Source organism: Flavobacterium aestivum (assembly GCF_026870175.2).
GTDB classification, from domain to species: Bacteria; Bacteroidota; Bacteroidia; order Flavobacteriales; family Flavobacteriaceae; genus Flavobacterium; species Flavobacterium aestivum.
The window spans coordinates 2,840,423-2,865,523 of record NZ_CP113977.2; the positions used below are offsets into that span (position 1 = coordinate 2,840,423).

Below are 25,101 nucleotides of genomic sequence, written 5' to 3' on the forward strand. Positions count from 1 at the left end.
ATATATGTGTAATTTGGAGAGGTGTTTTTTTGTCAATTCATTTATTTTAGAGTAACGTTTTCGTTCTTTAGATTTTCTTTAGGAATTATCGGATTCTTTCTGATATCTTCTAATATCCAATTTAGTTCCGGATCTTTTCCATTGATGTAATCAGATATTGTTGGTATAATTTCCTTGTCAGGGAAAACACCGCGTCCTTCTGGATTTGTCTTGTAAAATGGAGCAACTACCATTAAACCCATCATTATTTTTATTTCAGAATGAGGCAGTTTAATTGTTGGCATTATTCCAGCTACACTGCCATTATAAGCACCTCCTGTTTCTTCGCCTACAAATGTGGCTCTTTTGGAACCTTTTAAATTGGATGAAATAATACTTGCAGCCGAAAAAGTACCTCCGTTAATCATTACATATATCTTGCCTTTGAATGCATTTTTGTTTATTGGCTTAGGTTTTGACTGTGAATTTGAAGAATAATATTTGCCATTATCGGCTTTATGAACTTTAAAATAAGCAACTGGCGCATAAAACGGTGTTATCAAAATTTTGGCCAGTAATGGATACTTGCTAAATGGTGTTTTTTCAATCAAACTAGTTTTGGAAACAACCTCATAGGGATCTATGAACACAAAAGTAGAATCCGATAAATAACTATATAAATTTGCAATTTCGTTTACAGCACCTCCAGGATTATTCCGTAAATCGATAATCAAAGTCTTAGTTTTATTCAATTGCATTTTGCTAAAACTTTCTTCATAAAAGCGGTTCGGATTGCCTAAGTCGAAGTGTTTAATTTTAAGTAGAGCAACACTGCTGTCTTTCTCTATGAATTTTAAATCCCGATTGTTTGTTTTTGTAATTTCATTATAACCGTAAATACTTTTATCCTTTTTTATTTTTTTCTTTTGTTCAGATGTAGGAGTAACTGTGGTTGCTGCCACATTTGCTTTTATCTTATTTGCTTTTGGCCGCTCAGTTTTTTTTCTCTTAATGCTAATTTCATGAATAGAATCATTTTGCTTGAAACTATATTGTATACTATCCTGAATGCCATTTTCATTGTTGTAAAAAGCAGGAAGCATATAGGACATTCTTTTTCTTTTGAATGTTTTATTGTAACCGTCTGAGGTGAATAAGGTATTGTATTCAGGAATTAATTCGCTTATTTTTTTATTATTAATGGCGATAACTTCTGCTCCTGTTTTTATGGCTTTATTTTCAGATTTGTTTTTTATAACATACATTTTGTCGTTTATGATATCAAAATCAAACTGTAAAAACGGACTAATTCCTTTATCCTTGAGAGCTTTCTTTTCGGCTTTACTCAAGATCTTTAATGATGGTGTAACTATCAAATGACCTTGATGTATTGAGGCTACCACTGGACTTAGCTTTTTATAGAAGTCAAAACTGGTCATAGGTTTTGTAATGGTATTTTTTAAGCTATCGAATTTATAATCTAATTCGTTTTTTGAAATATACCAATACAATTTGGGCTGTAATCGTTGCAATTTTTTATAAGTGAAATCCACATCGGCTCTTAAATCTTTTTCAGGGATTAAGTCATTTAGGTGTTCATTATGTTTCTTTACGGATGTACATTGGAGGAATAGTAAACAGTAAAACGAAAGAAAGAATATTTTTTTCATGAAAGGAAATGCCTTGTGGATTCTAATAATCAAGTTTAAATGAACAAAAAATAATTTGTTTCGCACAAATGTATTGTTTTCTATTTGAGATTAATAAAGAATGGAATTGAAACTTTCTTAGTTTTTGTAAAAATTAGAAGCCGACTCAAAACTGAGCCGGCTTCAATATATAATTTCATACGGATTCTTGATAAAAACACACTAGAATCAACGTATGGTGATTATACTTTTTTATTCTTCATCTATCACTTCTTGTTCTACTTTGTGATGGAAAGGACATCCTTTTGTTTTGTTTTTGTCCTTATTTACTTCAGCCGGTGTAGAGACAGGTCTTCTGCGGTGTTGATCCTGAATTGTAGGGAATACCGATGTAAAGAAGTTTGTCCAACCACCTGTTCGTACGCGCAATAAGTCATACTGCTCAGGAGAATCTACCGCTTTTGTGAAAGTGTCAGGATCAGCTACCGTCACAGTAAGAATATTGGAAGACTTACCTTGGGCAAATTGTTTCATTACCTCAACTAATTTTTCGACAGGGAAGTTTTCGTCAATGTTATAATCTGTAGGAGCACCATCGGTCATCATATCTGTACCAGTTCCTTCAAAGCCAGCAAGAGATTGTTTGAAACTTGCTTCTTGGTGTTCAATAGGTAAATCTGCAGGACTTGGTGTCGAACTTAAGTCGGATGCAACAGTAGTACCCAATCTTCTACCGTCTGCACTGGCTCCGTTCCATGAACCCATTTCGACATGGTTCTCAAAAGTTCCAACACCAGGTTGTAGTTGAATTCCAAAAGGAAACTCTTCGGAACCAAAACGAGTCGTCATGTTTTTTAGAGTTTCATACAATTGTGTCCAAGGTTCCGTAAAAGTTTGCATAGCAATTTTAGCAACGTTTTCTACTATCGTATTTCCGAAAGAGTCAATTTCCTGATTACCTCTTCCGTAACGAGGTAAAGCTAGGGCAACCTCTCTTAATTGCTTGAAACGTTCAGAGCGGGACGCAATTCTGGATTCTCCGGCCAAGTTGCTGATAAATGGTTCAGTCATTTTATGTCCCCAATCACAGCAAAGGCATTCTAAGAGTTCTGGTAATGTAGTTACTGCATTTTTATCATCAAACACCATTTTTTTTATGGCATACAAGGAATTGATTGTTGAGCTTAACGAGATGTAGCACGGACCGTAGATGTTGTATTTTGTACCACCGCTGTAAAAGTCCTGTCCTTTTGCAAGACAATCGTCCATGAGAACATTCAGGATAGGAGATGGGCAAAATTTGGTATTGGCTCCATAACCCATTAATTGACCGTTGAATGCTTTACGGTTGAGCAATTCGAAGTGTTGGAAATAGATTTTTATCAATTCGTCAAAGCTTTTGATCTGGTCTGCTGGTTTCGAATTTAAGGAAACCGTTTGTCCGAACAAATAACTTTGTCCAGCAGATGAATAGGTGCGTCCTTGGTTTAAGGCACATTCTAAAGGCTGTAAAGTAGAAAATCCACCCAATGAGAACCAGTTCTCACCTGGGAACTGTGGTTCGTAGCAACCGTCGCAGGCATAGTTTTGGGCAGATTTCATGGAAACCGATGGATTCCAGCTTTTGGTTTCCTGATTTAGTTTTCCACCTATGTTATCACCACTGTGATATAATCCGTTGATGATTTTTTCATCGTTCAATAAAATAGGGTGGGCTCCTCCGGAAAGTACAGCATGTGCGGCTTCTTCCAGTAATTCATCCGGAATGTCTTTTCGGGTTCTAAGGGATAGACATGGTGCGTTTAATGGTAAACGACCTGATGAACGAATGAACAGTTTTGTCATGTCGTTATAGGCAGGTTTGGTATCTTCAAAGTCTGTTGTACCATCGGCAATTGTTCCTCCCACAGTAATTTGCTGGATCCATTGTCCCAAAGATGCACCTTGCGGATAAGGTCCTGAACTTCCTCCCATGGCTAAATTACCAAAAGGCTGGTGATCTTCCATGAAGATACGGTTTTGCTGTACTTTCTCATCCAACTTAATGTAGAAAGCATCTATAATTTCCTGTGCAGTTTCTTCGGTGATATCGTCTTTTTCATAGAAAGGTTGTAGCAATTGATCTAATCTTCCCATTGCAGTAGGTTCTCCATTTAAATGCAGGCAACTGTGTAGGGTGAAAATTAATTGTACAGCTTCGATTAAAGTTTCTGGTTTTTCGGTAGCCAATTTTGTCATTCTATAGGCAATGGATTCCAGATTTTGTTTTTCCCAATCCTGCCCTTTATCCATTTTGGCGGCTGTTTTTCGAGCCAATTCGGCGTAGTTTAGAAAGTATTCTGAGATTCCTTCCAGAGATAGATAAGCAGAACGGTACAAGTCTTTCTTCTCTTGTGTTGTTGCTTTTTTCTCATAATCCAAGACTTCCTCTTTTAGAGCTTTTAAACCTCTATTTAAGGCTTTTTCGTAATTTGGAATTACGTGCCCAACTCCCGAAGCTTCACTAAGATTGTTAAGGAATCCATCCAAACGCTCTGCTTCCGAAAGGTATTTCATTACATAACGCCCTTCTCCCAAAGTTAAGTTTGGCATAGCACCTACAATGATTTCTTCTGGTGAAATTCTAAAGGTATCTGAACCGTAAATTACTTCTCCCTCGTTCTCCAAATAAGAGGAATATGGAACTAGTGAACCGTTTTTTAGTTTTATTTTTCTTCCTCTAAAACCATAATCAGGCGAGCTGAAAAGCTGTAAACTTAAACGGATAGCCCAACCTTTTCGAACCATGATAGATTCTTTCATGATGTCAGAAGGTTTGTCTTGTCCGCTATATTGATTAATGTAATAAGCAATGTCTTCTTTTATTTCTTCTTGCTTTCTATTGTAATACCAGTTGTCCTGCCATAAAGAGAATATGTTTTCAAGTAAGCTCAGGATACGATTAGATGGACGGGCAAAAAAAAATGGATAAACTTTATGTATGCCGGTTGACATCGTGAAAAGATAATTTTGATGATTGTAATACATCAGACCGTTTTCGGATGCATTTTGATAGTGACGATCCAAGCGAGACCAATCTACTCCCGGAAATCTAGACCAATTGCCTTCTTCCATCGAAGAAAAATCATTAGAATAGTCTTTCATAGTGTCCAATTCTAAATCGTCGATGCTTGGAATATAGAAAAAACCTCCTAAATCCGATTTCAAGTGATTGAATAGACGGTCGTTCATGAAGCCACTATCAGGACCAATTTGGTTTTTCATAATGTCTTCAAGGATACCAATCTCTTTGCAGAAACCTGCAAAATAGATTCCTTCCTCATCAGAAACCGTTACTGATTTTGGTGCTCTGAAACCTGAGTTGGATTGTTTCGCTTTTCCAAAAGGCAATCCTAAACGAAGTACTGGAGTTGTATTTCCATTTTCGTCCTGTACCCTTGCTGATTTGATATGGGAACGAGAATCACGATCCGGGATAATGGTATCGTTTGTTTTTCTTCCTATTAAATCTTCTATCTGATCTTCGGACATCATATTGATTTGGTTCCAATTGATTAAAAATCGTTGGGCCAATACAAAAGAACCTCCAAAATGATCGATGTCATCACAGCCAATAATGGTGTGCTTGGCTATGGTAATAGGATCTGAAGGGTTATTTAAATTTTCGGAGAAACGGCAGCCTAACACTTTTCCGTTATGACCGTCTTCCTTAGTCGATTTTGATGCGGCTTCTTGTGCAAAATAAGACTCAGTATCTGATTTTAATGAAGTAACAATAAGATCTAATACTTTTTTGCAAGCGTTTTCATTATCACTTTTGATATGAAACCAAATGTCGCCAATTGAATCTTGAAAAATACCATTAGATTCTTCAAAAACTTGAGAAAGATTCGGATCGGTAATTGTTGGATATTTCAATGTCATTCCTTTCGGAACAGATTTTCCTTCCTCTTCGCAGATGGTTTTCCAGTTACTAAAAGAAACTCCCAAAACAACAGTAGTGTTTTTATGGCTTAGCTCGTCGTCGTTATTAATCTGTAAACGTAACGAAGCCATCAAGTTGGCCAATTGGGAACGGGTTACGGTTTTGTTCATCCAAAAAGTGGCGAAAATGGCAAAAGGGGAGGGATAAACCAATCCTCTTTGACAATGTTTCCATACTTCTTCAAATCGATCTTCAAAGTTTAATTCTTTCATTTTTAGTATTTTTTGATAGTTATAGAATCAAATTTAGCGCTATTCATTCCTAAAAAAAACAGGTGAAAACACCTGTTTTTTATTCAATTATTTTGGTTATAGAAAAAGTGTATTTAGATGTGATAAAAAATATTAGTCACAGATTAAATTAAAAATAAGTCTCCCAAACTTCTCCTGCGAAGAGTTTTCCAAATTTGGTAACTGCACTTATTGATTCTTTGTTGTTATCCGGATGAATGGCTTTCATAGTTTGCAGTTGCTTCACAAAATCAGCTACTTCAATTTTCAAAATGCCTTTTCCTATTACACTACTTTTATCATCATTACCCTCATAGACAGTTATAAAAAGCGTAGTGGTATCACTCCACATATCAAAACCTTTATCATCTTTTATTTCTTTATATCCGTAAAAGAAATAAGAAGCTCCCTCATAAGTTCTTAGCTGCATGGCATACTTCATTAGTTTTGTTTTTACTTCGTTTTCATCTTTTATGAATAAATTAAAAACTCCACTGGTAACGGTGATGGGATATTTGGAAAGCTTGGGGCAATTAACCGTTCCTATCATATCTGCCCTGTGACTACTGTCTGTTGTAAAGGCTTCAATATCCTGAGATTGAATGGTCAATGTAAAATCAAAAGGGGAATTGTTTTTTTCTCCTTCATCATATCCTTTTTTAAAATCTGTTTTTTCGTTGAACGAAATAAAACCGCGCATAGTCTCCGTAAATGATACTCCAACTTCGTATTCTTTTAGTGGTGATTGCGCAATCGGATTTAAATCATAATTCAAAGTTTTCTGATGTCCTTCAATGATGATTTTGCAATTCCGTTCAGCTAAAGCAGAAATTGTCAATAGGGGATTGGTTCCCAACGGACGAGGAATAATCGATCCATCCATTACATATAATCCTTCATGTAAACCATTGTCCGTTGTATTGCTGTAAACTTGACCAACGTGATTGGTGACACTTGTTGCCACATTATCGCCCATTACACAACCGCCCAAAGGATGTACTGTTACCATATCGTAATTAGTCATTTTATTCCATTGAGGGTTGGGTATATAAGTTCCGCCTAATGCTTTTGTAGCTTCCTGTAATTTCCCATTTACTTTCTGAAAAATTTTTTGTTTGCCTACGTCTGGCCAATTTATTTCGAGTCTGTCATTTTCCAATTGCATAGAACCATTGCCATCGTCATGTGTCATGACTAAGTATACTTGAGTATTATTTAAGGAACCATGATAAGGGCCTTTGAAAATGCTTGTAGCTTCTCTCTTCCTTTCATCTAACCAATCCAGCCAGCCTTCATCAGTATCTTTTCCAATAAATTTAGAAAGTGTGGTAAAAGCTGTGGTAAGTATTGGTGAAATAGGACCAGGAATACTTCCTTCTTCAAGTGTCATACCTTCATCAAGATTCTCTCTTTTACGCATGTCTATTATTGAGGTAATACACGGTCCTACTGGTTCTTTATCTTCATCATCATAATGCTTTCCTAAACCTATACCATTCATCTTGACATTATTGTTATAACCAAAGCCAAGAACATCACCATTGCCTGTAAAATGTTTTCCAAGTGCTGATGATACATTTAAACCTTTTTCGCGGGAGCGCAATAAAATTTCTGTACTTCCCAATGCGCCTGCTGATATAATTACATTATCTGCAGTTATGCATAGTGGGGGTGCATCAAATTTTTCACGACCAAGATGATAAGGATCAAAGTAAACCAGCCATTTATTGTCTTTACGCTCTATATATTGAACACCTGCTTCACAAAATATCTCTGCTCCATGATTTACTGCATCTGGTAGGTAATTCATGATAAGCGTATTCTTTGCATAATGATTGCAACCTGTAACGCAATCGCCGCAGTTATTGCATTTTTTTTGTTCTACACCTACATGATTCAATTGCTCATCATACTCGAAGTTTACATTGATATCAAGATATCTGAATTCTTCGTTCATAGCAGCGGCAGAAACCTTCATTCCACTAGTTTTAGCAAGTTCAGGATAACCGGGTGTGTTTTCAGGATAAGGAGATGGTTTGAGCATTTCTTTTGCTTTCTTATATCCTTCTTTGAGAGATTGCATGTTATTTCTAATAGCTTCAGGCCATTTTACATCTTCAAAAACACGAGGTTCCGGTTCTATGGAAACATTGGCATTTACATTAGAGGTTCCGCCCAATGCACAACCTTTGAATACAGTCATTTCCTTACCCATGTAAAATTCATACAAGCCGGTTTTACTACCAATATGCTTATTATTTGTATTCATTTGCATTTCTTTTGTGGCATCATCTAAATCCTCGGGATATTCACCCGGTTGGAATTCTTTTCCTTTTTCTAAAAGACAAACTTGAATACCGGCACGCGATAGGCGAGATGCAGCAATACTTCCGCCATAACCGGAGCCGATAATAATAAAGGGATAATGTGATTTAATTGTGGTAATTGGTTTTGATAGACGTTTCATTTTTTAGCTGTTTTTAATGATGATAGGTGGTTCTATTAAAAAATATTCGGGATCATTATCTGAAGTGAATGTAATGTTTCTCTCTGTTTCATTTTGAGTCCATTTGGTAACAACTCTCTTTATTCCAACGGGATAAATTGTAAGATCGCCATTGTTGTCGATGTGCATACGCAGGAAATTTTTGTAGTGTTGATATGAAAATGATGATGAGGCTTCGTTAATATGTATACTAAAAAAATATCCACTTATGAATAAATAGATCCCCATTAAAAACCCATTTAGAAGTGCACTTGCAAAGAAGGAACCCGTTATGGAAATCAAAAATTTGCAGGTAGGGTCAATATTAGTACCGCAACAATAATATAAATATTGAGCAAGGTATACTGAAAAAAAGATTGCCCATAGATGTAGCATCCCGTGAATAAAACCCCATAGGTAAAACCATTTTGTACGATCTATATCTGTAAAAAGTATGAAGCCTGCTAATACCAATGCCGACATAAAAAGCAGCATTGGATGATATATTATGTATTTAAATGACAACAGACTAGAGAACAGATTAAAAGAATGGGAACAAAACCCTGAAAAGAATGAAGGTACGAATGCACTAGTGTCAATATGATTTGATACGGTTATATTCCATACAAAAAGCAATGCAAGAGATCCCATAAGAAAGCAGAAAAATTTATTGAACCAAGGGAAAATTAAATTCAAAAACATAAGCTTCCGAGAAGTTTCTTTTTTAGGAAAAGCCATTTCTAGCTTAGGAAACGATTGAAGTTTGGATCGCATGAACTCATAATCTTCAGTTATTTTGTCAAGCGATTTTGGAAGCATGTGAGTGCTATGCATAAAGGCACCACCACCGCCAGCTGTAATTAAGTGATTGAATTCCGTTTCATCTCCGTTATTATGAGCTAACCGCTCTTCGGAGTATCTTGAATAATGATGTAGGTCGCCTGTAAGTGTTGCGGCAATTTTAAATTTCTTGCCTATTTTTTTATAAGCATCACCTGTAATATATATTTGCTCGAAATACTTTAAGCGCTTATAGGTTTCATCATTATCCTTTACCTGTTTATAAACCCAACTTGGCTCTGCAGTGCATAAAATGACTTTGCTGCCAGCCGGCATATTTTCTTTTGCGATTGTTTCAAAATAATGTTTTTGCTGCTGATCAATGTCAGCGTTAAGTTGTATATCAATTCCCCATAACCAGTAATCGTGTGGTAGCTTAATTGCAAAATAGCTTCTTTTTTGTTCTGTGATCCAGTTGCCAATCCAACGCTTTTGACTAAAAAGTTTCATAAAATTGGTCAACCCATCATACCAGTCGTGATTGCCCGGAATGGCAAACATTATAGGTCTTTCATTTTCTGTTGTTGCCGGAACATTATGTGCGGCACTAAATGGGATCTTAAATCGGTTTTTATATTCATCTCCGTTAGGGGTTGGGTATACCTGATCTCCGCCTAATATCAAAAGATTTCCAGATTGTAATTCAGAGGTTCCTTCTTGTTTGAGAGTGTCAACTTCCTTTTGTTTCTGTTTGTTTTTTTTGTCAAATTTTAACTCATAATCAGGCTGAAGTTTCAATGATAAATTTTTTGCGGCAAGAGAAGCTACAGTGTAAGTAGAATTGAACCCGTCACCGGTATCAGAAATATAATCGATCCATATTTCTTTATTTTTTGTTTGTTTTCCATCTGGCTTTTTTTTTACCGAATGATCGTAAAAAGTATTATTTGGATCAAGAGCAGCTTCTAATTCCCGTTTATCAGCATAATTTGCGAAAGTTCCTGAAATTAAGGCTCTCAAAGCTGTTGACGCGAGAATAGAAGGTTGATACCAGTTAACCATCTTGGGTTGAATGTATTTTTTTTGTGAACTCATATCTGTAATTTGAGATATATGGTATTTAGAATTTAAATTTTAAATTTTTCATAATCGGTGAATGATGGTGCTGGGAACCAGTCCTCATTCAATTTTAGATCAAATACACTTTCAAAGCCTTCGGGAGTAACTTTCTCAGGTTGTTTATCATAAGTCATAAACCAGCTTTCAAAGTGATCATCAAGTACGCCATTAGCTTCGGGCATGTACATTGTAAAAAAGGGTTTGCTCTGGATCTTTAATTCCTTTAAAAATTTGGTACGCGGATGATCACCAATATACAATCGACCGGTTGCATTTTTGCCAAACTTAATTCCGGCTTTTGTCTTAAAATGAATGTAGGATGCCATCAACATATTGCGAAAATGACTGTAGTTGGTGGCGCCGACGTTTATTGGGAAATTTATTTTTTGTGGTTTATCTATTTCAATTCTAAAGGCAAACTGATTGTCTTTCTCATATTGGGCACTTACTTGATTATTAGTTATTTTAAAATCAAGATTGGCTTTATGCTTAGGCATTCCCCAAATTCCTTTTCCTCCTTTAACTGATATTTCTGAACTCACGGGTAGATCTAAGATAAACTGCCCTGTCTTAAATGTTTTCATCATTAATGCCGGAAGTAATGCTGGTGCAGGTTTACTGCCCTTGGTTACTGCAAGCGCTAAACTGTATTCAATATATTTGCCTATGGTAGTGTGGCGATAATCAATAACAGTTACCATAAAAACGGCTTTACCACCGAATGCCTTTACTGGATGCAGTTCATTGCCAGGTAATAATGTTTTTGCTTTTTCGTAGTCACATAAAAAACCTGCCATAAGTGCTGGTGATTCTTGTGCTTTTACAGGCAACTTAAATGGTATTCCATCGACCATGGCATAACGGCCTTCATAATTTTTAATTCGTTTTGGTACTGGCATAATATAGGGTTTTAATAGGAATGGTTATTTTATTAGCTAATTCAAGCATTCAATTCTTCAATCATGACTGGGAAAATTTCCTTATGTGCATTTTTACCCAGAAAAATATCTAAGTGACTATAGGTGTCATACACATATAGTTTATGATAATCGGGTTTTGCTTTGTTGAAATAATTAAAAGAATTCTCTTGGCTTTTACTTTTGAAGCATTTGTTGCGTTTTCCTGCAAAAAACACGAAGCGGGCATCGGTTGCTGGCTTTGCATCAGCATAACGTTTTGTGCCATCAACAGAAACCAATGAGCCATAATGCACCCCTTTTCTTATATGTCTGAAAAAATGGATAGGGACAGGACCAAATTCATTTCTTATCCACTCTTTTGTCTCATTGTTGAGATTTTCTAACTCCCACAATGCTGGAAATCCCGAGCCGTAAATAAAGCTTACAAATTTTCCAACTGTAGTATCTTTTTCAAAATGGGTGCTAAGCACTAATGCTTTAAAAAATTTAGAACGAAAATCTGGAGCTAGATCACCCCAACGCGGATTGAGATAAGTTGTTATGACACTGGCCATTTCAAGAATCACATCTAGTTTTACTCGTGACCAACTTGGCACAACGGGATGAAGCGAAACCGCATTCGTGACTATGGTCGTAACCTGAGGAATCAAGCCAAGAACTGCAGAAATCATAAAACTTGTTGAGCCTTGACAATGTATAATTGCTTTACAATTTTTGGTGTTACTTACTTCGCATACTTTTTGAATGGCTGCAGGATGGTCGTTTTTAGCTACTACATCCAAATCCCATTTATTGGCAGGTAACTCTGTACTTGCACGCCAATTTTCAAGAAATACATCATAGCCTGCATCGGCAAGCATATCCAATAAGTTTATTTTATTGGGAGGATTAAAAATATTTGCACGAACACCAGCGCCATGTACCAGTATTACCGGTCCGCGATGTTTAGAACCTGTGTGCTTTAATCTCCACAGATTGCATTCAAAACCATCAAGGGCTTTAAAAGGAATAATATCAAATGTATGATTGGACATATAACGATTATTAAGTTGTTATTGAGTCGACTTTTAAAAAAATCAAGTTTATGATAAACAAAATGATATATCTGTATCAAAATATATTACTTAATATGTAAAAGGGATGATTGTTAATGTAATATATTTTGTATGAAATAAAATTAACAAAAATATAATTACAGCTTTTATGAATTGTAACTTTTATTAAATTTTAAAGGAAAGCAAGTTATTTTTGTGATTATTTCAAGATATATAAATGATTAATGTCTTTTTGTGTAATCATTTGATTATTAGAAGGTATTTGAGATTCATTCTAAAATCTTGAAGACATATTTTAATGATGAAACAAGGTTCTGTCGCATCTAAATCAACCTTGATTTTTAATTTTTGGTGTTCTTTTAATCAAAATTTGGACGTAAAGAATAAATTTTGCAGTTGAACTATGCAGTTATTGAGGAACTTAATCTAAAAGCAAAGCAATCAGATTTAACAAAATCTTTACAGTCAATTTTTTTAAATTATTCAACCAAAAAATCTTTTACCATTTTATATCTGGTTCGGCCAATAGGTAAAACTTCTTCATTTCTTAGTCTAAGCCCATATTGTGTACCAGGTTGGACAATGATTTCTATTGCCTCAGATATTTTCACGATATAGGATTTGTGAATGCGCAGAAATGATTCTGGAAGTAAGAGACTTAGATTTTCTAAGGTTTTATTATAGATTTCTATTTTGCCATCGGTAAGGTGAAGTTCAGTATATATGCCTGAACCTTTTATGTATTTGAGATCATTGATATTGATTAATGATTGTCTTCCTTTCTTTTTCACGGATAGGTATTTCAATTTATTTTCTGAAAAAGATTTTGATTTTATTCTTTGGCAAGCTTTAGCGAGACGTTCTTCATCAAAAGGTTTGGCTACAAAATCAAGCACTCCATATTCAAATGCCTTAATGGCTTTTTCTTTATAGGCAGATACGATAATGGTATGAAAACGTTCCGAGACTACTGACTCCAGCACATTAAATCCGTCTTCTCCATTTAAATTAAGATCCAGAAATAAAAGATCTATCAAGTTATCCTCAATATGCTTTATGCCTTCGGTTAAAGATTCTATGCAACGAAGCGATGTGATTTCATTACCAAAAATATCCCGAATCATCCGTTCCAGACGTTTGGCAATTCTAGCTTCATCTTCTATGATTAGGATATTCATGATTCTTCAATTATTAGTATAGTTTCCCATCCATTCTCTAGTGGGTTTGACAACAATTTCCAATGGTTAGGATAACTTTCCTGAAGTCTTGATTTAATATATTTTAATCCAGTTCCATCTTGTTGTATATCTTTTTTTGCATATTCCGGTCTTTGTTTAGCGAGAGTACGTAAGATGTATTGTTTGCTGTCTTTTTCTTTGCTAAAGCTAAAATGAAAACTAATATTTCCATGAGCATCCGGTAAACTATGTGTTACCCCATTTTCTACCAGAGTATGAATAATGGCAGGCGGAATAAACTCATTTGGATCAACGCCTTCCTCTTGCCATAAATAATTGATTTCTTTTCGATATCGCATTATTTTGAGATGGTTTTGACAAAGTTTGATTTCCTGTGAAATTGGAATCAATTTATAATCGGCGATTTCATTAAGTACATCAAATTCTTCTGCCAGAGCACTTATGAATTTAACCCCTTCTTTAGGAGATTCCTCAACCCAATCCATAAGAGAAGTCAAGGTATTCATGATAAAATGAGGCTTAATGTTTTTTTTAAGCAATTCATTTTTTAACCTTTCGGATTGCAGTAATGAGGATTCGTAAGCTAATCGATCATCTTTGCGTTTTACGGCCATGATATAAAGCATGGTGATTACGATTATTACAAAACTAATGTAAATACTAATATCAAAAGAAGTGACATAATCAAACTCAAAATAGGTCATAAAATATAAAATCCCAATACAGGCCAGTAAGCCTATAGTAACAATTACAGCTCCCTTTTTATGTTTATAGGTCGAATGTGCCGCTATAATAAATGAAAAAATAAACAATAGTGTATTATGTAGGATTGCTATATAGTCATAATTGCGATGATAATTAAACTCTATAAATAGGACAAGAATAAGTAGTGTTCCCAAAAGGAATTTTTTCCATTCAAAAGAAAAATGAATTGCGTAAAAAAGCGGAATCAAACAAGTTAGGAATAGGTGGCAATAGCCAATAATTTCCATACGAGTGATTTGAAAAGGATATGGATATGGATAGAACAGTTTAGAATATTCAGCAAGTAGTAAACAAAGGAATATCAGGCAAATAATAGAGAATAATAAACTGGAGATATCTTTTGGCTGGTTGATAAAAATGAAAAAGAAATAGATTGCGATGATTAAAAAAACACCTCCTGTTAGAAAGAAATATTTGCTAAACTGTAATGGTCCCGTAACCAATTGAAAATAATCATCCAGAATTGCATAGGTATAAAATGGGACATTCATCTTGGTCTTTATCATCCGCAAAGCCAATACATGTTCGCCTTCGGTAAGCAAGTCATTTGGGATGGGATAATAACTTAAATAAGTACCAGTGTTTGGTTTATTGTTAGTTTGAACTAAACCATTTTTGCCTAAATAAACTCCGTCCCAATAGGCTTCAAAATTAGCCAATGCAACGATCATCACACCTTGATTGCGTTTCTGTGTCAATTCTTTATTGACCTGAGTTTTCATTCTGACCCAAAATAACTCATTTTCTTTGGGCTCAATTTCTTTTGACCAATGCTTGTCCTCATATTTTTTCTGAGCCCATTGAATCGAATCTCCTTGGGAACGCATGCCATCTTTTAATTCGATTCCATCCGCTTTTTTACCACAAGAGATAAGCAATAGTGCTAATAAACAACAAAAAAGGAGTGATTTTATAATTCCAGTCATAAGCCAAAGATAGCCATATCAATTGTAATATAATAGCAGTTCACAAGTCTAGAGAGTCGTTCACAAGTAAACTTTCTATCATAGAGTGATAAGTCTCTAATTTCGTTGAAGGTTAATTAAAAATCACAATCATTAGAAAATAAATCACTTTATTATGAAAAAAATAATTTTAGTTTTTTTACTCAGTTATGGATTTTCATGCTTCAGTCAGCAAAAATCAAGTACTGCCAAAACGATTAACTTAGATGGTTTAAAAGTCAATGTAGAAAAAATGATGCATGAATATAATCTTAAAGGATTGAGTGTTGCCGTTTTTGAAAATTACAAAATAATCTGGACAAACGAATGGGGGGTAAAAGCGGCAGATTCTAAAGAAAGGATTGATAGAAATACTGCCTATTCAACAGCATCGATTTCAAAACCAATTGTCGCATTGGTTTGTGCTATTTTAGAGGAAAAAGGATTAATTAATCTAGATGAACCCATCTCAAAATACCTTAAAAGATGGCAATTGCCTCAAAGTAATTTTACGAAAGATACTGAGGTAACCTGGAAGCATCTTTTGTCTCATACGGCCGGAACAAGTCAAGGTGGTTTCGAGGATTATTATCAAGGAGATTCTATGCCTACCATTGTACAAAGTTTGCAGGGAAAGTTATTGCCTAGATCAAAAGAAGAAATTAAATTTCTTTTCAAGCCAGGGACAAATTGGGAATATAGTGGTGGCGGATATGTAATCATACAATGTGCGTTAGAAGATCACCTAGGAAAACCATTGGCTCAAATTGTAAAGGAAAATCTTCTTGACCCTTTAAAATTGAAAAATTCCACTATGATTCAGCCAAACGAGAAAGGATTCTTGACGAATATAACCAAAGTACACAATAGTAAAGGTGAAATTATTAGAACTGGAATACCAATAACGCCACAAGTCGCACCTTCGGGTTTGTGGTCTACACCTACAGATCTAGCCATAATAGCAATCGAAGTTCAAAAAGCATTATTAGGCAAAGGAAACAAAGTAATTTCTACAGCCGTAGCCAAAAAAGTTACGGATATAGTAACTCTTATGGGGTCAAGAGGCTGGAGTTATGGCTGGCAACGCAATTTAGGATGGGGAAACCAAGATTGGTTTTCTCATGATGGCTCTAACACCGGAGTTGGTGGTGAATTATTGGCAACTATGAAAAAGGGTAACGGGATTGCTATTTTGGCTAATGGGGACAAGCCTAATCGTATTCCATTAATGAGCTATGTAGAAAATACTATTATGGCCGAACTAAATTGGAATGTTTCCTTTGATGAAAAATCTGCTAAGAATATTCCCGAGCAATTATCAAAAGCCATTATAGGGTATTATACAGAAATTCTATTTGGATATAATAGATTTGGGGTAACTAAAATCTTTAAAGAGGATGAGAAGTTATATCTTGGTTCCCCTTTTTTTAAGGAGAATATGGGTATAGACAAAAGCAGAATGTATTATATGGGAAATAATACTTTTAAGATCGATAATTATCCAAACTTTATACAGTTCAATTTGAATCATAATAACATTTTAGAAGGAATAACTATTTTCAGAGATTCATCTGATTTGAAAAAAATACAAATCCAATTAAATGAAATTAGAACACCAGAAACCAAAGCAATCCAAATTTTTACTGAAAATAAATACGAAGAAGCAATCAATAAATTTGAAAAACTGTGTTTAGAGTACCCCGCTTTTAGTTTTGAAAGCGTATTGAATAATTTGGGATATAGTTTTTATAGTAAAAAGCAAATAGATCTTTCCGTTAAAATTTTTAATCTTAATTGTATCAAATATCCAAAATCAGCAAATACTTTCGATAGCTTAGGTGAAATCTACGAGATAATTGGAGAGTTAGAACTTGCAAAGAAGAACTATAAAGAATCATTACAACTAAATCCGGAGAATAGTAATGCTAAAGAAATGATCAAAAAAATCGAAAAGCGATTGGGAACTAAGTCTTAATTTTAATTGAGTATAATTGATTTTTGATCTTTTAAGTTTACTAACATTAAGATATAGAAACAATTATCGAAGATATAATTTAATTTATACTGGGCTTTTGTCTGAAATAATTTATATATTTATGCATCCTACTTTTTTATAAGATGAAGAATAAAGCACTTCCCATTTCAGACAACGAATTAGAACGTCTTGCGGCATTAAAGCGTTATAATATACTTGACACGTTGCCCGATCATGCTTTTGATGATGCAACAAGGCTTGTTTCATATATATGTGGAGTGCCAATTGCCCATATTTCATTCATAGATGAGAGTAGACAATGGTTTAAATCTGAAATAGGAATAGGTGTGTCAGAAGTGCCTCGTGAAATTAGTTTCTGTCAGTACACCATTATGGAATCGGAAATAGTTGAAATAAACGATACCTTTTTGAACGAGCGATTTAAGGATGATCCCAATGTAACTGGCGGGTTTAAAGTTAGGTTCTACGCAGGTGTTCCGCTTACAACCCCAGACGGATATAATATAGGAACTATATGTGCTATAGACCATGTTGCCAAAAAGCTTAATGAAGACCAGCGAAATGCACTTTCAATTATTGCAAGGCATGTAATAAATCAATTAGAATTACGAACAAAAAATATTGAGTTAGACGCTCAGAAAAAAATTGCTGAACGAGCAGTGTTGGCCAAAGATAGTTTTTTGGCAAATATGAGTCATGAGATCAGGACGCCTCTAAATGCAATAATAGGTTTTGCAGACCTTTTGACCCAAACAAAGTTGGATGATGGTCAGCGTGATTATATAGACAGTGTACAAATAGCTGGAGAAAACTTGCTTTTGATCGTTAATGATATTCTTGATCTCTCTAAAATTGAATCCGGAAATTTAGTCATTGATGCAGAGCCATTTAATCTGAAAAAGACACTTAGACATGTTTATGATTTATTAAAAGTAAAGGTTCCAAAAGAAGTAGAATTTAATCTCTTTTTAGATGCTGATATGCCCGAAATTGTAATTGGAGATCAGGGAAGACTAAACCAGATATTAGTAAATCTTACAGGTAATGCTCTTAAGTTTACTGAAGAAGGTGAAGTAACAATTTCTGTAAAAAAGATTGATGAAACAGATAGTCATTACTCACTTAGATTTTCAGTAAAAGATACCGGCATAGGTATACATGAGGATAAGCTTAAAACAATTTTTGAACGATTTACACAAGCAGAAGAAAGTACTACGAGGAGATTTGGCGGTACAGGACTTGGACTCAATATTGTAAAACAGCTAATCGAATTGCATAATGCTGAGATTCATGTAAAAAGTGAGCAGGAGCGAGGTTCAGAATTTTTCTTTGTTCTTACTTATAAAAAAGCTACTGGTATCGAAACAGCAGTTAAACCATTATTAGAAAACAATCTGGGGAAACTTAAATTGCTTCTTTGTGAGGACAATGTTTTAAACCAAAAACTTGCAAAGAACGTTATCCATAATTTTGGTTTTGAATTAGATATTGCCAATAATGGGGAAGAGGGCATAGATTTTTTATCTAAAAATGAATATGATCTGGTGCTAATGGATCTCCAGATGCCAGTTAAAGATGGTTACCAGACAACAGAATTCATTAGGAATAAAATGAAGCTAACTATTCCAATTATAGCAATGACAGCACACTCTCTCATAGATGAACAGGAACGTTGTTATAAGGTTGGAATGAATGCTTATATGTCTAAACCTTTTAAAGAGGCTGTACTTTTAAAAGTAATACAAACAGCAATGAGCATGGATATTGTGCTAGAGCAAAAGAGAAAGTTAGATTTATCTTTTTTAGATGAGATGGCCTGTGGTGATCAAAATTTTAGAAAAGAGATGATAAACATTTTTATAGAAAAAATTTCAAATCAGATAGTTCAACTGGAAGATGCGTTCAATAGAGACGACAATGATTCGGTTAGAAAACTGGCGCACAATATGAAATCCAGTTTAGATATTTTTATGCTGGAGGATCTTAGTAATTGTTTGTCTATTATTGAGAAAGAAGCTTTGCTTGGAGAATTTAATACCGAAACGGCCGATAAAGTAAATAGTTTGCATAGCGGAATCGTTGAGGTAGTAAAAATTTTAAAAGAATTATAGTGAAAGCGGAATATACTATTACTTTGCATTATTTTCTGATGAGGTAAATTTGTCCTTATGCTCAGGGAAATAAATTTAAAATTAGAAAAAGTTAGGATGAAGCTAATGTTTTTAAACACAATTCAACAAGATAATTAGAGCCATTTATGATGAATGCATTAATCCATCAGCTAGAGGAACAGTATTCCTTTTCAGAAGAAGATATCATGTTGATTAATAAAAGTACTTATGTAAAAGCCTTTCGAGCCGGCGATTATTTCTTAGAAGCCGGAGCTATTGCGAATCAAATTGGATTTGTGGTTTCGGGTGTATTTCGTTTCTTTTTTTACGACAAAAATGCCAATGAAATAACCAGTGTATTTCTAAAGGAAAGTGAATTTGTAACCAATCTGACCAGTTTTTTTGAATACTTACCTTGCTCAGGTTCCATTCAGGCAGAAACCGATGCCGAAATTATACTGATTGACCGAAAAGCTTGGGAACAGTTTTGTCAAGAAATCCCCAATTGGGAAAAGGCTTTGAGACTAATAAGCGATAAATTTTTGATAGACAAAATCAATTTTCAAAGATCACTTATCAATCAGGATGCAGCAACAACTTATCTTCATTTTGTATCAAAATATCCAACCATTATTCAGCGGGTGCCTTTAGGGCATATTGCTTCATTTTTGGGCATTACTCAATCCTCGCTGAGCAGGATTAGAAAACAACTTGCCAAAAAAGATTTTTTGTCAAATGACAAAAAATAAGTCTTAATTTTATTAGAATTTTGTCACTCTTAAAACAAATATAGCATTTTAAGAGTTGCTTTTATTGCAATTTCAAATACGACAACACAATATAAAAACACAATGAAAAACATTTTCGAATTAGAACAGCAAGCTCATTTAGCATTGGCACAATACCACCGTTGGTATCAAGTCTATGAAGTGCCATTCACAAAAGAACGGATTGAAAATCAAAAAGACATTTTGAGCGATGACGTAGAGATTAGTTCAGAATGGGGCACTACCAAAGGTAAAGAAGGTTTAGAAGACCGCCTAAAAGTTTATACAGGATGGCAAAACGCCCACCACGTTAAACATACTGAAGTGAAAATATTGCCTAATGGACAATTGTCGCTCGAAGCAGATATTCTTTATCAAAATATCCGCCCGGATAACAGCAAGCACAGTTATACTTTACATTATTCAACAGAATTGCAACCAAGAGAAAATGACTTGCCTCTTTTTACAAAACTGAGTTTAAAACCCACTGGAGAAGTAAAGGAATTTAATTTTGAAGATGCCTATCCGGAAAACAGAACCAAATCATTTATGCACTATTGGTTGTATCTTATAGAGAACCAGAATAGTGATAAATCCAAGGAGTTATTGGCAAATGATTTTTTGCTACAATTAGGTACTGGGGAAAACATTAGTACATTAAAAGGATTTGATGAATGGATACAATCAATTTCTACTAGAATCTTGACGAGTACACATTCATATAAAAACTTTAAAGTAGTCGATAACAAGGACAATACATTTTCAGTTTCCGTAGATTTTGATTGGAAAGGTATCAATCTGCAAAACGAAAAAATGATTGCCGAAACCCATCACGAATGGCTATTGAGCAATAATAAGGAAGAACGCTTTGCCAGATTAAAAATGTTGAAGGTTGCGATTGTAAAACCTTTTCAGGTTGTCGCTGATTTTTAAGTATTGGAAAACCCAGCGAAAACGAATACAAAGTTTATTTATGACCAAAGCCAATTTTAGCAATAGAATTGGCTTTTTTAGTAGTGTTATTTTAATGAGAAGAACAGGATTAGAACAATATGAGGAATCCTTGTCTGTACTGCACATATTACTGAAATTGTTTATGAAAGCGACAGATAGAACAATAAAGCCGTCTCAGTTTAGACTGCCCCCAAAAAGTTAGACACTATTTGGGGGCAGTGCAGGTTATGAGACGGTTTGCAGAACTAATTTTATTTACTTTTCGGTCTGGTAGCGTTGCATAAAAGTATTAGCCTTATTGTCATCACCTAAATTGTGATAGGTAAGTGCTAAATAATAAAGCGCTGTTTTTTGTGAAGGATTAATTTGATAAGCATGTTCAAACGCAGGTATTGCTCCTTTGAAATCTGAGTCTGCAGCCAGTGAGTTTCCATAATTCATCCATAACTCAGAGTTTGAAGGATATGCTATTGTTCCCTGTCTAAACATTTCGGCTGCCTGCTTAAATTGTTTTGCCGCAAAAAAACTAGCTCCAATTCTCACATGTGTGTTTTCATTGTACACATTATTTTTGAGGGCTTGTTTGTATAAAGCAATAGCACTATCCTGTTGTTTTAGTTTAAGATAGGTGTCAGCAAGGCTTAATCGTGTCATATCATCTTTTTTAATATGCAATGCCTCTTTTAATAAATTTGCTGCAGTACTAAAATTTTGAAGGCGATAATTTGTAATACCAAGGTTAACTTTTGCGTCTGGATTTTTGGGATCCAGTTTATTAGCGATACTCAATGTTTCAAAAGCATTATTTATACCATCGTTATTGTTATTTATAGAATGGTTAAGTAATACAGTTCCATAATTATATTGAGCTCTGGCACTATTAGGTACGTTCTTTGCATGGGTAGAAAATAATATATCGTTACTTTCCCAAGCCTTATTATTGTTATGGGTTAACATTCCTAAAATTATAGCAACCCCTAAAATTGAAACAGAAATTAAGCCTGCCTTACGGTTTTTTAAGTTATCACTTGCTTCAAAACCTATATAACAGATTGCTATCAATAAACCAAGTAGGGGAATAAACATAAACCTGTCGGCCATGGTAGCTCCAATAGTGAATAAGATATTACTGGTGAGAATTGCCGTTAGATAAAAGAAAAAAATACCAAAACTTATTATTGGCTTTCGCTTAAAATAATAGATTGCAGTAGCTAATAATGCAAGTAGAAAAATAAGAGCTAACCAAAGTTCTACACTTGTAAATGTAGCGCATGGGATTTGAGGATATGAGTAATCATAAGACATGCCCACAGGATAAATGAAGTGAAGCAGATTTTTTCCTAAAATGGTAATAGCTGTTAGTCTTTGGGTTAGCAAATCATCGCAAGCTAAAATAGAATTGTCGGCATAAGTGTAAGGAACGACAGGAGAACCGCTGTTAATCACCAAGGTTCTTATCAAAAGCCAAATTGCACCTGTAATTAGTAAAGGCAAGACGTTTTTAAATGCACGAATTACACTTTGTCCCTTAATTTGTATGAATAATAAAAACCAAACTGGGATAAATGTAATTGCACCTTCTTTAGAAAGCAGTGCAAGAAAAAAGAATAAACAGCTTTGCCAACTATAACCATCTTTTTTTATGAGCCAGTTAGTAGACAATATAAAAAAGAGTAAGGAAAGCACTTCATCCAGACTTTTAATGTTGGCAACCACCTCTGTATGCAAAGGATGCAATGCAAATAATAAGGCAATTCCAAATGATAGCCACTTATTGGTTTCTTTAAATAAACGACATAACATATTATACAAGGCAACTACAGTAATAGTATATAATGCTACCTGTACAAAATGAAAAAAGCTAGATTTTTCAGGAAAAAATGCCCATTCTATAGCAAATACAATCAATGACAAAGGGCGATATAAGCCACTATTGGCATCCCAATATCCTTTCCAATAAAATGTTGTGAAAATATCGCTAAACCCAGCAAAACCCTTTTTTACAAATAAATTTTTTGTGATCACGGCTTCATCATCCAAAACGAAACCATAATGTAGGGTGTTGCAGTAAACTAAAAGACAGCATACTATAAGTAAGTATGGAAGATAAATTGCGTAGGGAACTTCCTGTATTGCGTTTTTGCTTTTATGTTTTTTTTGCATCTATGTTTACTTAAAGGTTTTAAAAATTTAAACGATTGTAGTTTTGCCAGAATATTTTAAAATGTGGGTGGTTTTTAAAAAATGTTCAATTGATTTTGTAAATCTCAATTGCTGATTAGATATGAAAAATTGTATCAGGATAAGCGGAAGAAACTGTTTTGTCATAAAAAGAGTTGAGTAACAAAAATAGATAAAAATAATCTGTCAATTAGTATTTAAGGAGGAAATTCACCCTGTCTATTGCTAAAAAATGTGCAGAAAGGAAGTCCTGTATAATTTCTCACAATCTAGAGAATTGAACTTATACACATTATAAAGCACAATAGTTTCTTATAATAGAGGAAACATTATTAAGAATTTGATGTTTAAAACTTATTTTTAAGATTATTGGGTTTATATTCGTGTTTGATTTCATTATTGAATTTTATAAAAATATGATTTTTAACTTTGAGAAGCTTTACAATTCGTAAATGAAAAAACTTTCTATAATTGTCCCTGTTTTTAATGAGGCTAAAACAGTTTATTTGATCTTGGATAAAATAAAAGAAGCTGTTTTAGTAGGCTCTATAGCTAAAGAGGTTGTAGTAGTTGACGATTTTTCAACTGATTCGACGATCGATGCAATCGAAAATTATATTTCCCAAAATCCGGAATTTCCAATTTTATTTTTCAGGCATGAAAAAAATAAAGGTAAAGGTGCGGCATTACATACTGGAATTAAACATGCCACAGGGGATTACATTATCATTCAGGATGCTGATTTAGAATATGATCCTAAGGAGTATAATATTCTTTTGCAACCTATACTGGATGGCCACGCTGATGTTGTGTATGGATCCCGCTTTATGGGTGGAAATGCTCATAGAGTATTGTTTTTTTGGCACACCATAGGGAACAAGTTACTCACTTTTCTCTCAAATATGTTTACCAATCTTAATTTGACAGATATGGAAACTTGCTATAAATTGTTTGATGCAAAAATATTGCAGTCGTTAGTTCTTAAGGAAAAGCGCTTTGGCTTTGAACCCGAAGTAACTGCTAAAATAGCCCGTATTAGAAAAATAAGGATATATGAAGTTGGTATCTCATATTATGGCAGGACGTATGATGAGGGGAAAAAAATTAACTGGAAAGATGGATGCTATGCTATTTATTGTATTCTAAAATATGGTGCATTAAGAATGAAATAAAGGTTCTGTTGGTTTAAAAGTTTAAAGCTATAAAAATGCCTGAAGTGACTACTATTACATATTTTTGTAACGCATAAAGTAACTAATCTCTTAATATCCTAATTATGTGCAATACATTTTCTGCCAGTAATCAAATTGGTATGGTATCTACTTTCTCTGAGCTTGTGCATACCGATTTCAAGGGAGAAATAAATGCGCTATGCTGGTACAGAAATTTGGAGGGCGATTTTAAAGATATTGTAAACCAGTTATGTATAAAAGAAAATATAACGGAAGTTTATCCTGAAGATCTAATCGCGCTCCAACTATCAGAAAAGGGGAATATTGCCCGGGAAATAATCTTAAATGATTTACAATTACTAACTGATTTTGGAGCTTCACCCTCTCTTAATTTAATAAAGTGTTATGAACGTGATGAGGAATTTGATTTTATATCGACTGATGTATATTCGTTTCATGTTGATCGTTCGCCCATTGCAACAGATACTTTTTTATGTACCTATCACGGAGCGGCGAGCGATATTATATCTAATTCGCATGCAGAGCAAAAAGTTCTAATTCCAGAAATCAGAGCAAAGCTAAAAGAACTGTATAATGGACCATCAGAAGAATTCGAAAACTTTTTGAAGGAGAATTACTTTGATTTACATTATCAGGTACATGAGGATGCGGAACCTATTAATTTAGGTTTAATGCATCTTTGGCGTCTGGCTGTGGATCATCCAAAACAACAAGTACTACCTTGTATTCATAGAGCACCAATAGAAAATGAAGGAGAATATCGGTTGCTATTGATTTGTTAAAGAAATG

15 protein-coding genes are annotated in these 25,101 nt (G+C 34.4%); 6 read left to right on the plus strand and 9 right to left on the minus strand.

What is annotated here, in order from left to right:
* Positions 1-41: 41 nt before the first annotated feature.
* The 8 genes from OZP08_RS12130 to OZP08_RS12165 form a co-directional block, all read right to left on the minus strand.
* The gene (locus tag OZP08_RS12130) at positions 42-1,649 is read right to left on the minus strand and encodes a S41 family peptidase (RefSeq protein WP_281321949.1); all 1,608 of its coding nucleotides are present in this window, start codon (positions 1,647-1,649) and stop codon (positions 42-44) included.
* 231 nt (positions 1,650-1,880) lie between these two features.
* On the minus strand, positions 1,881-5,825 hold the full coding sequence (locus OZP08_RS12135) for a Dyp-type peroxidase (protein ID WP_281321950.1): 3,945 nt from the start codon (positions 5,823-5,825) through the stop codon (positions 1,881-1,883).
* A 148-nt stretch (positions 5,826-5,973) separates the two neighbouring features.
* Positions 5,974-8,310 carry a GMC family oxidoreductase N-terminal domain-containing protein gene (locus OZP08_RS12140; RefSeq protein WP_281321951.1) on the minus strand — a complete coding sequence of 779 codons (2,337 nt, stop codon included), beginning with the start codon at positions 8,308-8,310 and terminating at the stop codon, positions 5,974-5,976.
* 3 nt (positions 8,311-8,313) lie between these two features.
* Positions 8,314-10,203, minus strand: coding sequence for a metallophosphoesterase (locus OZP08_RS12145; protein ID WP_281321952.1), 1,890 nt, complete (start codon positions 10,201-10,203; stop codon positions 8,314-8,316).
* 32 nt (positions 10,204-10,235) lie between these two features.
* The gene (locus tag OZP08_RS12150) at positions 10,236-11,126 is read right to left on the minus strand and encodes an acetoacetate decarboxylase family protein (RefSeq protein ID WP_268846363.1); all 891 of its coding nucleotides are present in this window, start codon (positions 11,124-11,126) and stop codon (positions 10,236-10,238) included.
* A gap of 41 nt (positions 11,127-11,167) precedes the next feature.
* On the minus strand, positions 11,168-12,181 hold the full coding sequence (locus OZP08_RS12155; protein WP_281321953.1) for an alpha/beta hydrolase family protein: 1,014 nt from the start codon (positions 12,179-12,181) through the stop codon (positions 11,168-11,170).
* Between the two features lie 500 nt (positions 12,182-12,681).
* The gene (locus tag OZP08_RS12160) at positions 12,682-13,380 is read right to left on the minus strand and encodes a LytR/AlgR family response regulator transcription factor (RefSeq protein ID WP_281321954.1); all 699 of its coding nucleotides are present in this window, start codon (positions 13,378-13,380) and stop codon (positions 12,682-12,684) included.
* The gene (locus OZP08_RS12165; RefSeq protein WP_268846367.1) at positions 13,377-15,092 is read right to left on the minus strand and encodes a histidine kinase; all 1,716 of its coding nucleotides are present in this window, start codon (positions 15,090-15,092) and stop codon (positions 13,377-13,379) included. The genes OZP08_RS12160 and OZP08_RS12165 overlap by 4 nt, the downstream gene beginning before the upstream one ends.
* A 154-nt stretch (positions 15,093-15,246) precedes the next feature.
* Between OZP08_RS12165 and OZP08_RS12170 the strand changes: the two genes are divergently transcribed.
* The 4 genes from OZP08_RS12170 (at position 15,247) to OZP08_RS12185 (ending at position 20,917) form a co-directional block, all read left to right on the plus strand.
* A complete protein-coding gene (locus tag OZP08_RS12170; RefSeq protein ID WP_281321955.1) occupies positions 15,247-17,085 on the plus strand; it encodes a serine hydrolase domain-containing protein in 1,839 nt (612 codons plus the stop codon).
* 143 nt (positions 17,086-17,228) lie between these two features.
* A complete protein-coding gene (locus tag OZP08_RS12175; RefSeq protein WP_268846369.1) occupies positions 17,229-19,217 on the plus strand; it encodes a GAF domain-containing hybrid sensor histidine kinase/response regulator in 1,989 nt (662 codons plus the stop codon).
* A 149-nt stretch (positions 19,218-19,366) separates the two neighbouring features.
* Entirely contained in the window at positions 19,367-19,966 is a 600-nt protein-coding gene (locus OZP08_RS12180; RefSeq protein ID WP_281321956.1) for a Crp/Fnr family transcriptional regulator, read from the plus strand.
* A gap of 102 nt (positions 19,967-20,068) precedes the next feature.
* Complete coding sequence (locus OZP08_RS12185; protein WP_268846372.1) at positions 20,069-20,917, plus strand: hypothetical protein; 849 nt, start codon at positions 20,069-20,071, stop codon at positions 20,915-20,917.
* Between the two features lie 276 nt (positions 20,918-21,193).
* On the opposite strand, the gene OZP08_RS12190 is transcribed toward OZP08_RS12185, so the two are convergent.
* Entirely contained in the window at positions 21,194-22,978 is a 1,785-nt protein-coding gene (locus OZP08_RS12190) for a tetratricopeptide repeat protein (RefSeq protein WP_281321957.1), read from the minus strand.
* Positions 22,979-23,571: 593 nt separating this feature from the next.
* Between OZP08_RS12190 and OZP08_RS12195 the strand changes: the two genes are divergently transcribed.
* Together OZP08_RS12195 and OZP08_RS12200 are read left to right on the plus strand one after the other, a co-directional pair.
* Complete coding sequence (locus tag OZP08_RS12195; RefSeq protein ID WP_268846375.1) at positions 23,572-24,291, plus strand: glycosyltransferase family 2 protein; 720 nt, start codon at positions 23,572-23,574, stop codon at positions 24,289-24,291.
* 104 nt (positions 24,292-24,395) lie between these two features.
* Complete coding sequence (locus OZP08_RS12200) at positions 24,396-25,094, plus strand: DUF1826 domain-containing protein (protein WP_281321958.1); 699 nt, start codon at positions 24,396-24,398, stop codon at positions 25,092-25,094.
* The last annotated feature ends 7 nt before the right edge of the window (positions 25,095-25,101 follow it).

Bases quoted from the DNA above. Each gene is read 5' to 3' on its own strand.
- OZP08_RS12175 (WP_268846369.1), top strand. From the start codon at position 17,229: ATGAAGAATAAAGCACTTCCCATTTCAGACAACGAATTAGAACGTCTT.
- OZP08_RS12195 (WP_268846375.1), top strand. From the start codon at position 23,572: ATGAAAAAACTTTCTATAATTGTCCCTGTTTTTAATGAGGCTAAAACA.
- OZP08_RS12150 (WP_268846363.1), bottom strand. From the start codon at position 11,126: ATGCCAGTACCAAAACGAATTAAAAATTATGAAGGCCGTTATGCCATG.
- OZP08_RS12145 (WP_281321952.1), bottom strand. From the start codon at position 10,203: ATGAGTTCACAAAAAAAATACATTCAACCCAAGATGGTTAACTGGTAT.
- OZP08_RS12155 (WP_281321953.1), bottom strand. From the start codon at position 12,181: ATGTCCAATCATACATTTGATATTATTCCTTTTAAAGCCCTTGATGGT.
- OZP08_RS12140 (WP_281321951.1), bottom strand. From the start codon at position 8,310: ATGAAACGTCTATCAAAACCAATTACCACAATTAAATCACATTATCCC.
- OZP08_RS12185 (WP_268846372.1), top strand. From the start codon at position 20,069: ATGAAAAACATTTTCGAATTAGAACAGCAAGCTCATTTAGCATTGGCA.
- OZP08_RS12160 (WP_281321954.1), bottom strand. From the start codon at position 13,380: ATGAATATCCTAATCATAGAAGATGAAGCTAGAATTGCCAAACGTCTG.
- OZP08_RS12135 (WP_281321950.1), bottom strand. From the start codon at position 5,825: ATGAAAGAATTAAACTTTGAAGATCGATTTGAAGAAGTATGGAAACAT.
- OZP08_RS12180 (WP_281321956.1), top strand. From the start codon at position 19,367: ATGAATGCATTAATCCATCAGCTAGAGGAACAGTATTCCTTTTCAGAA.
- OZP08_RS12130 (WP_281321949.1), bottom strand. From the start codon at position 1,649: ATGAAAAAAATATTCTTTCTTTCGTTTTACTGTTTACTATTCCTCCAA.
- OZP08_RS12170 (WP_281321955.1), top strand. From the start codon at position 15,247: ATGAAAAAAATAATTTTAGTTTTTTTACTCAGTTATGGATTTTCATGC.
- OZP08_RS12200 (WP_281321958.1), top strand. From the start codon at position 24,396: ATGTGCAATACATTTTCTGCCAGTAATCAAATTGGTATGGTATCTACT.
- OZP08_RS12165 (WP_268846367.1), bottom strand. From the start codon at position 15,092: ATGACTGGAATTATAAAATCACTCCTTTTTTGTTGTTTATTAGCACTA.